This window comes from Nonomuraea ceibae (genome assembly GCF_019396325.1).
GTDB classification, from domain to species: Bacteria; Actinomycetota; Actinomycetes; order Streptosporangiales; family Streptosporangiaceae; genus Nonomuraea; species Nonomuraea ceibae.
The window spans coordinates 1-13,425 of record NZ_JAHKRO010000179.1 but is presented as its reverse complement, the minus strand read 5'-3'; the positions used below and the strand labels follow the sequence as shown (position 1 = coordinate 13,425).

Below are 13,425 nucleotides of genomic sequence, written 5' to 3'. Positions count from 1 at the left end.
GCCTGCGCACCCGCTACGTCAGCGAGGTCACCACGATCGCTGATGGCGACGTCCTGGACCTGCCCGGGAGCCCGGTGATCGTGGGCATGCCGGGGCACTCGCCGGGAAGCGTGGCGGTGCACGTCCCTATCGCCGACGCGCTCTTCGTCGGCGACGCCCTGACCACGCGGCACGTCCTCACCGGGCGCGGCGGCCCGCAGCCCGCGCCGTTCACCGACGACCCGGCCGAAGCGCTCTCTTCCCTCGACCGGATCTCCGGCCTGCCGGCGTCCTGGGTTCTCCCCGGCCACGGCGCTCCCTGGCGCATCTCGCCGGCCGGAGTGCGCGAAGCGGTTCAGCCCGCGTAGCCAGGCAGCGACAGCACCGTGCCCACGCCGCCTGACTGCCGCCTCCCGTCGCCAAGCCGCTCCTCACCCAGTACATTTCCCTTATCGGGTTCGGGTTCGGTGTCTCCTTTCCTCTGGGTGTGGACGGGACGGTGGCATGGATTTCCAGCTTGCCGTGGTCGCCGACCATGTCGTCTGCGTGACCAGCATTCTCATGCTCGTCCTGTCTGGGGCGGTTCTCGCCTTCTCCGCGTTCAAGCGCGATGCTGCGGAAAACGCCGGAAAGAGACGGCATGTGTTGTCCGCCGGCGCCCTCACTCTCGTGGGGAGCCTTCTGGCCGGCGCCACGTGCCTGCCGACGTGGTTCGGCGTTTCCTACGAGGATTCCAGCAAGGTCATGCAAGCGATCGGCGGCGTCGCGGCGCTGGTGGGCGCGACGATGGCCAACAAGTCGCTGCCCGGTTTCATGCAGTTCATCCGTCCCGTGCTCCGGCTCCTCCAGGCCCTGGGAGCGCTCGTCGTCTTTCTCGCCGTGATCATGGGCATAGCCACGATCCCCCGGGCGGCCACCGGGTACATGGACATCGAATACCTGAAGGGCGACAAACCGGCCAAAACTCGCGAATGCGGGCCAATTCTGGGCTTCGCCTATTGCACCGACCACTACACCCTGCGACTCCCCAGCCGCTCCCAAACGGACACGACATACCGGGTCAACTGCCTGGCCTACTGCGGCGGAAACACCGTCATCCGCCTTCAGCTTGCCGGATGCCCGGAAGCGAAATCCAGCTACGAAATCACCGGGACCGTCCCTCCTCTCCGAGGCGAACTCAGCTCCGCCCACTCACCCCTCCAGGTCAAGACGGACGACATGTCCCCCGGTCAGGACCTCCGGATCCACCTCCGCAGAACCGACCCGGCCACCTGCCCTGCCGACCTCATCCTGACCTCCGGCAAGCTGATGTAGCCCTCACGTACGCCGGCGGAAGGCCCCGCGTAGGCCGGCCGTACGATCGCTGGCCCCGGGTCAGCCGTGCAGGGCGAGGTAGGGGGCGAGGGCCAGCAGGGTCACGAGCAGCGCGTACTTGAGCGTGCGGGCGGGCAGCGCCCGGGCGATCTTCCAGCCCAGCAGGACACCGGCGAGCTCGGGGACGCCGACCAGGACGGCCAGCGGCCAGTCGACGGCGTCGTGGGCGAGATAGCCCGCGCTGCCCACGACGGCGATGGCGATCGACTGGGCCTGGGCGCAGGCGAGGGATTCCAGCACGGGCACGCCCAGGGCGACCAGCAGGGGGACGGTGAGCATCGGCCCGCCGACGCCGACGACGCCCGCCGCGACGGCCACGGCCAGCCCCAGTACGGCCACCGCGCCGGGTGACGGGTGCGGCCGGGTCTCCGCCGGACGGCGGCGCTCGCGCAACCACATCAGGGCCGCCACGCCCGCCACGAAGACGGCCAGCACCCCGCCGAACACCTGCCTGGACACCAGCGTGTTGATGAGCACACCGAAGGGGGCGCCGGCCAGGGCGGCCGCCGCGAGGATCAGCGCCGTGCGCCGGGTCCGGGGGTCTCGGAGCTGCCCGGAGCGGGTGTAGGCGGCGGTGGCCAGCACCCCGGTGGCGACGTGGGTGACCATGGCGGTGCCGGCCACCTGGGCCGGCGCCAGGTCGGTCAGGGCGAACAGGGCGATGGTCGGCAGCACCCCGCCGGGCCCCACGGCGGTGATCCCCACCCCGCCGACCAGCCCGGCCAGGCCGAGCGCGACCAGCACCGGCAGGCTCAGCCCGGCCATCACCGACCGCCAAAGACGTGGGGCCGGCACGGCAGCGTGGAACACGGCACGGACAAGACGATCTCCAGGAAGAAGCGGGGTGGTCAGGCCGTGGCCGGTGGCAGGCCGCGGTGCAGCGTCGCGCGCAGGGTCATGCGGTCCGCGCGGATGCGGATGGACTCGGCGTCGACGGCGCGGCCGTCGGCCAGCCGGGTCAGCCGTTCCAGGGCGAACACCGCCGCCCCGGCCGCGATGCCCAGCAGCGCCGCGGTGTCCGGGTCGGCGCACACGGCGTGGACCGCGACGTCGGCGCGGCCCAGCCGGCTGCCGGTGGTCTCCTCGATCAGGCCGAACACGTCCCGGCGCACCAGATCACCGGCGAGCACCGCGGCGCCGACGTCGGCGGTGAGATAGCTGGTGTCCAGCGACAGCGGCAGGCCGTCCAGCCACCGCACGCGCTCCAGGCGCACCCCGCCCGCCTCGGCGGGCACCTCCAGGCGGGCGGCGACGGCGTCCGGCAGGATCGCCACCTTCTCGGCCACCCGCACCTCGTTGGTCACCGTGCCGTGGCCGGCCAGCGTCTCGGCCAGGCCCGCCAGCCGGTCCAGCCCGTGCCCGTACTTGGGCATCACCACGGTGGTGCCCACCCCGCGCCGTCGCGTGATCAGGCCCTCCTGCCGGAGCAGGCCGAGCGCTTCACGAACCGCGTTGCGGGAGGCTCCCAGCTGCCTGCCGAGGGTCCGCTCGTCCGGCAGCGCGCCGCCGAAGCGGTCCTCCGTGATCTGCTGCCGCAGCACGTCGGCCACCCGCCGGGCGCGCTCGGCCCGGGGCCGCGACGACCTCCACTCCGCGGCCGGGGCACCGGCCGCCTTCCCGCTGCGGTCCATGTCGGCCACGCTAACCGCCGCCCGTTACGCCAGTGTTACGCCACCTGCGCCGACCAGCGCGAACGCCTCACCAGCCGGTTCAGGGGCGGCCCCGCACGCTCCGCCACCCGCCCGGCCTGCTCGCAGCTCCGATGCCCGGTCATCCACGGGCCGGCGATGGCCGGCTACCCCGGAGGCCGGATCAGGCGGACGTAGGTGCGATCGTCGAAGCTGTCCGCACCAGGCCGGACCGCTTTGGTCGCCGGATGCTCGTCGATCCGCAGCGGGTCGGTGGCCACGGACGCCGCCAGCCGGCGCTCGGCCGAGGCGAGGCTGGGTTCGGCGCTCAGGTAGCCGTCCGAGGCCAGCACCACCTGGTCGACGCCGTCCAGGGGGAAGATGTCGATGAACCGCTCGGGCACCCGCCGCCCGTCCAGCACCCCGTACCCGTAGGGGCCTGCCCGGTTGGCCAGGATGCTCTGCCGCCGCAGGAGCGGCAGGATCAGAGCCCGGCCGGGATCTTCGGCCGCCAGCGTGCTGACGTCACCGTCGCCGGCCAGCAGGCAGTGCAGGAAGGCCGCCCTGGCTTGCGCGAGCACCCGGTCCAGGAGCTTGTCCCCGTCATGACGCTCCCAGCATGATGCCGGCCCGAGCTCCGCCCCACCGTCCGGCCTGGGCGCGTCCTCCTCCGCGCTGCGGGCCAGCGCGACATGGACGTCACCCACCCGCCACACCACCTCCTGCTGCGGCAGCATGACCGCGGCCACCGCGCAGGGCGCGACCAGGTCGTCGTTCGCGATCCCCCACCGGGCGCGTAAGCGGGCCAGGTCGGCGGTGATCTCCCGCACCGCCCGCTCCGGTCCGGCATCCGCCGCCAGGCGGGCCAAGGTTCCGGCCACCTGCTCGGCGGCACGAGCTCCGCCGCTCATCCCGCCGTAGTCCCGTCCGCTCTTGTCCGTTGCCCCGTCGACGACCGCCACGCAGCGCAGCGCGCCGTGCCTGTCGTGCAGGACCACCAGCCGGTCCTCCCCTGCCCCGCCTTGCCGATCCTTGGGGACAGAGTGCCGCTCGGCCACGCTCCAGGTCCGCATCTGCCGCCTTCCCTCCCCCACCGGACTTTCGCCACAACCCTGGCATGACGACACCCGAGTACGTCACGGCCCTGCGATGCGCGCATTTGAGCACATCCGAAATGCCACTGCTAATACTCCAAGAGTCACAAAGATTTACGGAACTCGCAAAACTGCACAAATCGTACGAGGAGCGCGACGGCCGGCTCGGGTTACGCTGACACCTGCCCTGCTCACCTATCCGGTTGGACACCTCCTCGGGAGAGCTGAAATGTCATCCTTCACGAATAGTGCGACGGCGTTATCGTGGGTCTGATCCCCCCGCGCCCTTTCCAGAGCGTCGTGGTCTGCGGTGTCGCGGGAGTCGCCGGCGTGGTCTGCCTCGCCGAGGTCGCAGGCCGGCTCGGCCTGGTGTCTCCCCTGCAGTTCCCGCTCGCCTCGACGATTCTCGTCACCGCCGCCGCGCTGGCCGGCGACGCCGGCTTCCTCGCCGACGTCCTGGCCACCTTCACCGGCTGGGCGCTGGGGCTGCTGGCCGCCGTGGCCCTCGCCGTCCCCGCCGGAGTGCTGCTCGGCAGCCTCCCGCCGCTCGAACGGGCGCTGCGTCCCGTGATCGAGTTCCTGCGGCCGATCCCGTCGGTGGCGCTCATCCCGCTGGCCGCCTTCGTCTTCGCCGACCGCCTGGAGATGAAGGTGGCGATGATCGTGTACGCGTCGGCCTGGCCGATCCTCCTCAACACCCTCTACGGCCTGCGTGAGACCGACCCGCTCGCCAAGGACACGCTGCGAGCCTTCGGGTTCGGCCCGCTGTCGGTGCTGTGGCGGGTCAGCCTGCCCAGCGCGGCGCCGTTCATCGCGACCGGGATCCGGGTGGCGGCGGCGATCGCCCTCATCCTGGCGGTGAGCACCGAGCTGCTGGCCGGCGGCACGCGCGGCATCGGCCATTTCATCATCCTGGCCGAGAGCAGCCCGGACGGCCTGCGGCTGACCATCGCCGCCACCATCTGGGCCGGAGCGCTGGGCCTGCTCACCAACGGGCTGCTCGTCCTCGCCTCCCGGCGTCTGCTGCCCTGGCACACCGCAGCGAGGGCAGAGCGATGATCAGAGCGCTGCTCACCGCCCTGGCTCGGCTGTGGCTCGTCCCGGTCATCCTGGGCGTCTGGGAACTGACCACCCGGCTCATGCGGCACCCGTACTTCCCGCCGCCCACGGCGATCGCGCAGCGCATGCGGGAGCTGTGGTTCGACGGCCCTCCCAGCAGGCTCTGGCTCAGCGCCATGGCTCTGGACAACGCTCCGCACAGCCTCTCCAGGCTGCTGGCCGGATGGGCGCTGGCCGGGATCATCGGCGTCCTCGCCGGGATCGCGCTCGGCCGGTCGCCGCTGCTGTCCAGGTTTCTCGACCCGATCATCCAGTTCGGCCGCGCGCTGCCGCCACCGGCTCTGCTGCCCATGTTCCTGGCCCTGTTCTCCACGGGCACCCGCATGCAGATCGCGACCATCACCTGCGGCATCATCTGGCCGGTCCTGATCAACGCCGCCGACGGCGCCCGCAACGTCGACCCGCTCCACCTGGACTCCGCCCAGGTCTTCAAGCTGTCCCGGACGCAGCGGCTGCTGCGGGTCCTGCTGCCCTCGGCGGCACCCAAGATTCTCGCCGGGTTACGCGTCAGCCTGTCGCTCGCGCTCATCCTCATGGTGATCGCCGAGTTCTTCAGCACCGAGGGCATCGGCTTCCAGCTGCGTGCCGCGCAGCGCGCCTTCGACCTGCCGGGCATGTGGGCCGCCATCGTCCTGCTCGGCGTCCTGGGCTATCTGCTCAACCAGGCCTTCCTCCTGCTGGAACGCCGGGCCCTGAGCCGGCACCCCGCGCACACCACCACCTGACCGGCACCCCGCCACGTCCGCCGACACAATAATCGTCGCCGAAATCGTGTCGCGAAAAGACGACCCGAATGGCAAAGTCGCCCAATGGAACTGCTGGCCATCTGACGTTTTCCCCTTTCTTTGGAGCGTTCATGTCCGGACCCAAAAGCTGTCGCATGCGCATTCGCGCGCTCTTACTCACCGTCATCGCCGTGGTTGCCGCAGGCTGCGGCGGTGACCCGACCACCGGAAAGGCCGGGCTGGAGAAGAGCACCATCACCCTCGGCATGCTCCCCCTGCCGGAAGTCGCCCCCATCCAGATCGGCATCGACAAGGGCTACTTCGAAGCGCAGGGCCTCACCGTCAAGGTCGAGATCATCCAGGGCGGCGCGGCCGCGATGCCGGACCTGCTCAGCGGCAAGCTGGACGTCCTGCACAGCAACTACGTCTCGGCGATGCTCGCCGCCGGCCTCGGCGTGGCCAAGCCCAAGGTCATCGGCGAGGCCTACGTCGCCCAGGACGGCAACTTCGTCCTCATGACCAAGCGCGACTCCCCCATCACGACGCTGGCCCACCTCAAGGGGAAGAAGGTCGGCGTCAACACCCTCAACAACGTCGCCACCCTCGCCGTCAGCGCACTGCTGAAGACTGCCGGGCTGGCACCGGACGACGTCAAGTTCGTCGAGCAGCCCTTCCCGCAGATGGCCGGCGCGCTCGACAGCGGGCTCGTGGACGCCGCCGTCCTGCCCGAGCCCTTCTGGCAGACGGCGGCCAAGGACAGCGGTGCCCGCCAGTTGTCGGAGCTGTTCACCGCGGCGACGGCCAAGTGGCCGATGGCCGGCTACGTGGTCACCGACCAGTTCGCCCTGCAGCACCCCAAGACCGTCGCGGCCTTCCAGCGTGGCCTGCAGCAGGCCACGACCACGGCCATCTCGAACTCCGCCGACGCGAAGGCCGCCATCCTCAAGTACACCAAGATCGACAAGGCGACGGCCGACCTCATGCGCCTCGGCGGCTACTCCACCTCGGTCGACAAGGGCCGGCTCCAGCGGGTGGCCGACCTCATGCTCGAGTTCGGCTACCTGAAGGAGAAGCTCGACGTCTCCTCCTTGCTCCTGACGGCAGGCACGTCATGAGCGCCACCCCACCACCCACGCCTCGTCCGCGGGAGACCGAGCCATGCGCGTGAAGATCGCCGGCGCCGGGATAGCCGGGCTGAGCACGGCCCTGAGCCTGCACGCCGCCGGAATCACCGACGTGGTCGTCCACGAAGCCGTCGAGGACATCCAGCCGCTGGGCGTGGGCATCAACATCCTGCCGCACGCCGTACGCGAGCTCATCGAACTCGGCCTGGGCGATCGCCTGGCGGAGATCGGCGTCGAGACGGCCGACCTGACCTTCATCAACCGGTACGGCCAGCGCATCTGGAGCGAGCCACGCGGACGGCAGGCCGGCTACGCCTGGCCGCAGTACTCCATCCACCGCGGCCGCCTGCAGCTCATGCTCCTGCGAGCGGTCCGCGAACGCCTGGGCGCCGGCGCCGTCGTCACCGGCTCCCCCGTGACCGGACTCCACCATGACGCCGACCTGCTCGTGGGCGCCGACGGCATCCGCTCCAGCGTGCGGCAGGCCCTGTTCCCCGGCGAGGGCGAACCTCTGTGGGGCGGGCACGTGCTGTGGCGCGGCACCACCTACCGGGCCCCGTTCATGACCGGCCGATCCATGATCATGGCCGGTGACGGGGCGACGAAGATCGTCATCTACCCGATCGCGCCCGACGAGGACGGGAACCAGCTGATCAACTGGGCCGTCCAGCACCAGGCCCCCGAATCGACCCCGCGCGGCGACTGGAACCAGCCCGTCAGCGTGGACAAGATCCTCCCCCACGTCCAGGACTGGCACTGCGACGAGCTCGACATCAGCGAGCTCGTCGCCGCGGCGACGAAGGTGTACGAGTACCCGCTGGTGGACCGCGACCCGCTGCCCCACTGGTCGACCGGCGACGTCACCCTGATCGGCGATGCCGCTCACCCGATGTATCCCACCGGGTCCAACGGCGGCACCCAGGCCGTCATCGACGCCCGGGTGCTCGCCTACGCCCTGGCCACCGGCCGGGGCCTGAAGTTCTACGAGGACGAGCGCCGCCCTGTCACGAACCGCATCGTGCTGGCCAACCGCCAGGACGGCCCCGAGATCATCCTGCGCCTGGCCCACGAGCGCGCCCCCCACGGGTTCGCCGACATCGAAGCGGTTCTGCCCCTCACCGAACGCGAGGAGATCGCCCTGCACTACAAACGGCTGGCCGGCTTCGAACCCGCCACCCTGAACGCGCGCCGCAGCTGGTCCGCGGAGCCTCCGCCCCTGCCACGGCACCGGCGTACGACCTGAGGCGTACCGGCGGCCGAACCCCGTATGGCCTGAGGGGGACGCGCGGGCGCCGGTGCGACTCCTAACGTCGGCGCCATGAAGGTTCCTACGCTGCTGAACGGCCGCGTGTGGCCGCCGGTCCTGTTCTTGGTGGTGTCCGCGCCGCTGCTGGCCGAGGTGCTCAGTGGGGCCACCTCGCTGATCGGCTTCCTGGCGCCGGGCACGTTCGCCGCCTACGTCCTCGTCCTGTACGGGATACCGGTGCTGGTGATCCGGGAGGTCGCCGTCCGCGCCCGGATCGGCCTGCTCGGGCTGTTCTGCCTCGGCCTGGTGTACGGGCTCTACAACGAGGGCCTGCTCACGGAGTCGCTGTACCACCCGCTGGGCGTCCAGGACGACACCTGGGCGGCGTACGGCCTGGTGGCCGGGCTGCGGATCCCGTGGCTCGTGTTCATCGTGCCGTGGCACGGGCTCTTCTCCGTGCTGACCCCGATCCTGCTGACCGAGCACGTGTTCACCCGGCAGGCGGGACGCCCGTGGCTGCCGCTGCCGGTCACGTGGGCGCTGGGCGTCCTCGTCGCCGCACTGGGGGCCGGGCGGTTCCTGACCATCGGCGAGGATGTGCGCACCCAGCCTGCCTCGACGTTCGCCGTTCACGCCGCGGTGGTGCTGGGGGCGGCGGTGGCGCTGTGCTCGGTGGCGGCGATCGCGCGCCGATCGGCGCGGCCGGACCGGGCCGCGGGGGCCGGCCGGCCGTGGTGGGCGGCCGGACTCGGCGCGGTCGTGTTCGTGGCGCTGTTCCTCGTCCTGCAACTGCTGGCTCTCTCGCGGGTGCCGTGGCCGTGCCTGCCGGCGTACGGTGCCCTGGTCGGCGGTGGCGCGCTGTGGTCGGCGGTCCGGCGTGCCGATCGGGCCGCGCGACGCGGTGGCGTTCGTGCTCGGCGCCGGGCTGGCACAGGCGGCGCTGGCCGTGCTGTTCGGCGCACTCACCGGAAACCCGCTGTGGGCGGCCGCGGGGGCGTTGTTCGGGACCGCGTTCGTGGTGCTGCTCGCACGGGTCCGCCGGGCCGGCCCCTGACCGGGTGGTGGCCGGAGTGTCAGCGGCGCATCCTCACCAAGCCGGGCCATCAGGGGCGCCGGACTGCTGGAGCCGTACCGGCCCGGGCCCGCTGCCCTGGAGGGCGTCGTCGGGGTTGAGGAGCAGGCAGGCCCTCATGGACAAGCAGCCGCAGCCGATGCACCCGGTGAGCTCGTGCTCAAGGCGTTCGAGAGCCCGGCGGCGTTCCTCCAGTTGCTTCTTCCACACCCGGGAGACCCGCTGCCAGTCCCTGTGGGTGGGGGCGCGGTCGGCAGGCAGGGTGGCGAAGACGTCGGCGACGTCCGACAGCGGGATGCCCAGCCGCTTGGCCACGATGATCAGCGATATCCGGCGCAGCATGTGGCGGGAGAAGATGCGCTGGTTGCCGGTGCCGCGTTCGCTGAAGATCAGCCCCTTGCGCTCGTAGAAGCGCAGCGCGGAGGCGGGCACGCCGGTCCGGCGCATGACCTCGCCGATGGTGAGGGGATCGTCCGGACTGGCGCGCACGGCGTCTCTCCTTCGAGGGAGGGGTGATCAGGCGTGATGGTGCGAGCGTGGGGCGCTGAGGAGCAGCACCCCCACGACGATCGACAGGACGAGACAGAGCAGGGCGACGCCGAGCTGGGTCACCTGCCAAGCCCAGGTGAACGCGTCCAGTTGCGCGGCCGCCCCGGCTCCGCCGGTCAGGCGTCCGGCGCTGACCGCGGCGGCGTCGCCGGCGTCGCCGAGCCTGACCGTCAGGAGGCCGGCGAGCGAGGCGCCGAACGCGGCGATCACGAGCGCCTCGGCCGCTCCGCGCAGGGTGTTGAGGAATCCCGTGGCCATGCCGACGATGTCCGCTGGGACCAGGGCCATGGCCTGGCCGTCGGTGATGCCGAAGGAGGCCCCCATGCCGATGCCGATCATCAGCAGCGGCGCCGCGACGGCCGTGACCGTGTCGTCGGCGTTCAGCCCGGTGAGCAGCAGGTTCCCGGCCACGACCAGCACCAGCGCCACCATGATGAGGAGGCGGGCGGCGACCCCTCTGTTCACCAGGGTCACCGCGACCATGGGCGTGAACAGGACGGGAGCCGTCAGCAGCAGCATGACCACTCCTGCGGCTGCCGGGGAGAACCCGCCCGTCGTCTGGAGGTAGGTGGGCAGGAAGACCAGGACGCCGAGGAACCCGATCGAGGTGGTCAGCGTCGCGAGGCCCCAGCCCAGGAAGCCGCGGTTGGCCACCAGCGATGGGGCCAGCACCGGTGCGGCGCTACGCCGCTGCCCGGCGCTGAAGATCGCCAACGTGGCCAGGCCGGTGATCCCGGTGACCAGGATGACCGGGTGGGTCCAGCCGAGCGCGGGCGCCTCCAGAAGCGTGAACATGAGCAGGGCCAGCGCGGCGACGAACAGCGCGTTGCCCGCCCGGTCGATCGGGCCGGCGCTGTCGGCCCGTGACTCGCGGGTACGGGTCGAGCCGAGGGCGATCAGCAGGCCGATCGCCGTGAAGATCGCGAAGCTGCCCCGCCATCCGGTGGCGGTGATCAGGAAGCCCGTCAGGGTGGGGCCGATGGCGATGCCGATCCCGGCCATGGTCCCCATCAGCGCGAAGGCGCGGTTACGGGCGGCACCGTCGTAGCTGGAGGCGAGGATGGCGCCGCCGGCCGCCATGATCCCGGCCCCGCCCGCGCCGGAGACGATCCGGGCGAGGTCGGTGACGACGATCGCCGGGCTCAGCGCCGTCACGAGGAACCCGGCCGCGAAGACCAGCGCCGCGCCGAGGAACACCCGGCGGCGGCCCACGCGGTCGGCGGCCGAGCCCGCGACGAGGGTCATCGCGGCGAAGGCGAGGTTGTATCCGGCGACGACCCAGTTCAACGCCGATCCGGAGGCATCGAGATCACGTCCCATGCTCGGCAGCGCGACCGCGGTTCCCGAGATGGACATCGCCACCAGGACGACGCCGGCGAGGACTACGGGAAGTGTCAGCGGTGACGGCCGGCCCCTGACGGCCGAAGCGGGGGACGCGTCTGTGGTGGGGTCCATGCTGCTCGCTCTCCCTGGTCTTGGGTCGGAGGGCGAACAGCCCATCAGTTCAACCGAAGTTGAGGTCAACTCCCCTGATCAGCCGCCGGCCGCCCCGGCGCGACGTGGTCGATGTCGGGGACCCAGTGGCGCGGGTCGGCCGGGTCGGGCAGGCGGGCGGGCCGGAGCTGGGCGAGCAGGGAGCGCAGGAGCGGGCGGGGGTTGCGCCGGTGCCAGACCACCGACCACGGCAGCAGAGGCGTCGGCTCGACGATCGGGATCCGGCGCAGCCCGCTCCCGGCGGCGTCGATGCTCATCTCGCCCAGCCCGACGGCGCTCTTCTCGCCCAGGAACTGCTCCACCAGGTGCTGCACGCCGATCGCGGGCACGTTGAAGCGCAGCGGCACGCCGAGCCTGGCGGCGAGGCGTTCCAGGTAGCCGCGCCACTCCTCCGCGCCCGCCGGGTCCGGCATGGCGATGCCGCCCGCCCGCAGATCCGCCGGGCGCAGCTCGCTCCGTCCCGCGAGCGCGTGGTCCTCCGGTACGAACGCGGCCAGCGGCTCCACGCGCACGAGCCGGTACGCCAGCTCCGGCGGCCACGGCCCGGGCAGGTCTTGCACCCGCCCGAAGGCCGCGTCGATCTCCTGCCTGCGCAGCGCGGGCAGCGCGACCGCCAGCCCCTGCCGCATGCTGAGCTCCACCCGCAGCCGGGGGTCGCGCTCGCTGGCCTCCCGCACCAGGCGCAGCGGCGTGAAGCGCTCGTCGTAGATGTCCACCCGGACCGGGTCGGCGGCCTCGCGGACCGCCTCGACGGCCCGGTCGAAGGCCGCCACCGCCTCGGCCGCCGCAGGCAGGAAGCTCCGCCCCGCGTCCGTCAGGCGGATGGACCGGGTGGTCCGCTCGAACAGCGCGGCGCCCAGCCCCTCCTCCAGCCTGCGGATGCGCTTCGACAGCGCCTGCTGCGTGACGAACAGGCGCGCTGCCGCCCTGCCGAAGTGCAGCTCTTCCGCGGTCACCACGAAGGCGCGCAGGCCGGAGATGTTCGCGTCCACGCCAGGAGCATGGATTGACAACTGGTGGTTGTCAATCCGGCGCGGATGGCTGTTGGACGCGGACGGCGCCGACCGGGTTACCTGGTCGTCGCGACGCAGGAGGGCTGCTCGCGGCGTTGGGAGGCGGAACAGTGGAGATCGTGGAGATCCGTCCGGAGCTGCACCTGCTGCGGCTTGCGTTCGGGCAGGCGTACCTGTGGAACGACGCGGGCGCGCTCACGCTGGTCGACACGGGCATCGCCACCAGCGGTGACGCGATCGCCGAGGCGATCGGCCGGCTCGGCCTGCGTACGGACGCCGTACGCCGGGTCGTGCTCACCCACTACCACGAGGACCACTGCGGCGGCGCGGCGGCGGTCGCGGCGTGGGGCGAGGTGGAGGTGCTGGCCCACCGGGCGGAGGCGCCGGTGATCAGGGGCGAGGTGCCCGCGCCGCCGCCGAACTTCACCGACGAGGAGCGGGCGCTGCACCGCAGCCTCGGCGCCCACCTGCTGCCGCCGGCCCCGCCGTGCCGGGTGGATCGGGAGCTGGAGGACGGCGACCTGATCGCCTTCGGCGGCGGCGCCCGCGTGATCGCCACCCCCGGGCACACCGCCGGCAGCATCGCCGTGCACCTGCCCCGGGCGGGGGTGCTGTTCACCGGCGACACCGTGGCGCACGTCGACGGGCAGGTCATGCCCGGGGTGTTCAACATGGACCGCCACGAGATGCTCCGCTCGTTCCGGCGGCTCGCGGACCTCGACGCGGAGGTGGCCTGCGTGGGGCACGGCGCCCCCGTCACGGACGCGCGGGCCGCGCTCGGGAAGGCGGCCCTGTCAGCGCACTAGCGGTGGCGGGTCACACCGCCAGGTAGCCGCCGTCCACGGGGACGACCGCGCCGGTGACGTACGAGGCCGCCGCCGAGCACAGGAACGCCACCACCGAGGCGACCTCACCCGGCCGCCCGAGGCGCCCGGCCGGGATGCGGGCCAGGACCTGCGCCGTGGCCCGGGGGTCGTCGAGGACGCCCCGGGCCAGCGGGGTGATCAC

The 13,425-nt window shown here is 72.1% G+C and carries 15 protein-coding genes; 8 read left to right on the top strand and 7 right to left on the bottom strand.

Features of this window, described 5'->3' with window-relative positions; all coding sequences use genetic code 11:
- The coding region (locus tag KME80_RS47470) for an MBL fold metallo-hydrolase (RefSeq protein WP_219518781.1) at nucleotides 1–347 on the top strand (347 nt) is incomplete at its 5' end.
- A 136-nt stretch (nucleotides 348–483) separates the two neighbouring features.
- Nucleotides 484–1,293 carry a hypothetical protein gene (locus KME80_RS47465; RefSeq protein ID WP_219518779.1) on the top strand — a complete coding sequence of 270 codons (810 nt, stop codon included), beginning with the start codon at nucleotides 484–486 and terminating at the stop codon, nucleotides 1,291–1,293.
- 60 nt (nucleotides 1,294–1,353) lie between these two features.
- Here KME80_RS47465 and KME80_RS47460 read toward each other — a convergent pair whose 3' ends face one another.
- From KME80_RS47460 to KME80_RS47450, 3 genes are all read right to left on the bottom strand, one after another.
- Entirely contained in the window at nucleotides 1,354–2,118 is a 765-nt protein-coding gene (locus KME80_RS47460) for a sulfite exporter TauE/SafE family protein (protein ID WP_219518775.1), read from the bottom strand.
- Nucleotides 2,119–2,201: 83 nt separating this feature from the next.
- Nucleotides 2,202–2,984, bottom strand: a complete 783-nt coding sequence (locus KME80_RS47455) for a GntR family transcriptional regulator (protein ID WP_219518772.1) — start codon at nucleotides 2,982–2,984, stop codon at nucleotides 2,202–2,204.
- A 164-nt stretch (nucleotides 2,985–3,148) separates the two neighbouring features.
- Nucleotides 3,149–4,054: a hypothetical protein gene (locus tag KME80_RS47450; protein WP_219518767.1), complete on the bottom strand. Its 906-nt coding sequence runs from the start codon at nucleotides 4,052–4,054 to the stop codon at nucleotides 3,149–3,151.
- A gap of 285 nt (nucleotides 4,055–4,339) precedes the next feature.
- Here KME80_RS47450 and KME80_RS47445 point away from each other — a divergent pair, with 285 nt between their 5' ends.
- The 5 genes from KME80_RS47445 (at nucleotide 4,340) to KME80_RS47425 (ending at nucleotide 9,462) form a co-directional block, all read left to right on the top strand.
- Nucleotides 4,340–5,134: an ABC transporter permease gene (locus KME80_RS47445; RefSeq protein WP_308126239.1), complete on the top strand. Its 795-nt coding sequence runs from the start codon at nucleotides 4,340–4,342 to the stop codon at nucleotides 5,132–5,134.
- Nucleotides 5,131–5,919, top strand: coding sequence for an ABC transporter permease (locus tag KME80_RS47440; RefSeq protein ID WP_219518765.1), 789 nt, complete (start codon nucleotides 5,131–5,133; stop codon nucleotides 5,917–5,919). The genes KME80_RS47445 and KME80_RS47440 overlap by 4 nt, the downstream gene beginning before the upstream one ends.
- 155 nt (nucleotides 5,920–6,074) lie before the next feature.
- Nucleotides 6,075–7,034, top strand: a complete 960-nt coding sequence (locus KME80_RS47435; protein WP_219518763.1) for an ABC transporter substrate-binding protein — start codon at nucleotides 6,075–6,077, stop codon at nucleotides 7,032–7,034.
- A 43-nt stretch (nucleotides 7,035–7,077) separates the two neighbouring features.
- Nucleotides 7,078–8,286 carry a flavin-dependent oxidoreductase gene (locus KME80_RS47430; RefSeq protein WP_219518761.1) on the top strand — a complete coding sequence of 403 codons (1,209 nt, stop codon included), beginning with the start codon at nucleotides 7,078–7,080 and terminating at the stop codon, nucleotides 8,284–8,286.
- A gap of 75 nt (nucleotides 8,287–8,361) precedes the next feature.
- Entirely contained in the window at nucleotides 8,362–9,462 is a 1,101-nt protein-coding gene (locus KME80_RS47425; RefSeq protein ID WP_219518760.1) for an AF_0692 family protein, read from the top strand.
- Here KME80_RS47425 and soxR read toward each other — a convergent pair.
- From soxR to KME80_RS47410, 3 genes are all read right to left on the bottom strand, one after another.
- Complete coding sequence (soxR, locus tag KME80_RS47420; RefSeq protein ID WP_308126238.1) at nucleotides 9,377–9,850, bottom strand: redox-sensitive transcriptional activator SoxR; 474 nt, start codon at nucleotides 9,848–9,850, stop codon at nucleotides 9,377–9,379. The two genes, KME80_RS47425 and soxR, sit on opposite strands and share 86 nt — an antisense overlap.
- A gap of 27 nt (nucleotides 9,851–9,877) precedes the next feature.
- Nucleotides 9,878–11,365: an MFS transporter gene (locus KME80_RS47415; protein ID WP_219518758.1), complete on the bottom strand. Its 1,488-nt coding sequence runs from the start codon at nucleotides 11,363–11,365 to the stop codon at nucleotides 9,878–9,880.
- Nucleotides 11,366–11,430: 65 nt separating this feature from the next.
- A complete protein-coding gene (locus tag KME80_RS47410; RefSeq protein ID WP_219518757.1) occupies nucleotides 11,431–12,396 on the bottom strand; it encodes a LysR family transcriptional regulator in 966 nt (321 codons plus the stop codon).
- A gap of 140 nt (nucleotides 12,397–12,536) precedes the next feature.
- Here KME80_RS47410 and KME80_RS47405 point away from each other — a divergent pair, with 140 nt between their 5' ends.
- Nucleotides 12,537–13,223 (top strand): MBL fold metallo-hydrolase, encoded by a 687-nt coding sequence (locus KME80_RS47405; protein ID WP_308126237.1) that lies wholly within the window; start codon nucleotides 12,537–12,539, stop codon nucleotides 13,221–13,223.
- A 10-nt stretch (nucleotides 13,224–13,233) separates the two neighbouring features.
- On the opposite strand, the gene KME80_RS47400 is transcribed toward KME80_RS47405, so the two are convergent.
- The coding region (locus KME80_RS47400) for an SDR family oxidoreductase (RefSeq protein ID WP_219518754.1) at nucleotides 13,234–13,425 on the bottom strand (192 nt) is incomplete at its 5' end.